This window comes from Psychrobacter sp. GW64-MNA-CIBAN-0177, assembly GCF_040309585.1.
Taxonomy (GTDB): Bacteria; Pseudomonadota; Gammaproteobacteria; order Pseudomonadales; family Moraxellaceae; genus Psychrobacter; species Psychrobacter okhotskensis.
Genome location: NZ_JBEOOY010000060.1, coordinates 1 through 680, shown reverse-complemented (window position 1 = coordinate 680; position 680 = coordinate 1). Strand labels below are relative to the sequence as shown.

General features: G+C 46.5%; 1 protein-coding gene. It reads right to left on the bottom strand.

Annotated features, from left to right (window positions below; all coding sequences use genetic code 11):
* On the bottom strand, positions 1 to 575 hold a 575-nt coding region (locus AAEY79_RS14165), incomplete at its 3' end, for an IS30 family transposase (protein ID WP_352288855.1).
* Between the last annotated feature and the right edge of the window lie 105 nt (positions 576 to 680).

Here is a 680-nt window from a genome sequence, read left to right as displayed (position 1 = left end):
CGCTTCATCTTAACCAAACCTGTCTTTCGCTCTACCACTGTCACGATAGCTTGTTTATGGTTTTGACCAATGATGGTGTCCGCTTCCCAATCACCGATGCGGGATCGCTCTTTTACTACATGAGGGCGCTCATGAATTGAGATCCTGTCATTAATACGCCCACGAGTCTCAGTGGTAAGCCTTTGACGATAGGGTTTGGCTTTGCGTCTTAAATACTGCCATAGCGTGCCGCCTTGCCTCTTATCCGTCCATAAGTAACGATAGATACTCGTGTGACTGACTCCACTATGAACGCCTGCTATTTGCTCAGGACTCCACTGCAGTTTAAGCTTAGTCACGACCCAGTCCCAGACGTTTAAAATGATGGTGAAGGCATTATTTGCTCGCCTCGCTTTAGCGGTGTTGTCTGCATGCTTTGCCCGGTAGCCTCGTAGGCTTTTATTGCGTCTAAGCTCTCTTGATATGGTGCTGGGACTTCTGCCTAACGCCCCTGCTATAAATTTAATACTATGTTGTGCCCCTCTAAGGGCATAAATCTGATATCGTTCCTCTAGGCTTAGATGTGTATAGCTCATGGTTGCAATCTCACTTTGGCGGTGGATAGTAGCTTTGATGCTAGCGCATCTAGGCCTCTTTTTCACCTGCTCTTTGATATTGCACTTCATGTGTTAATCTAAGAT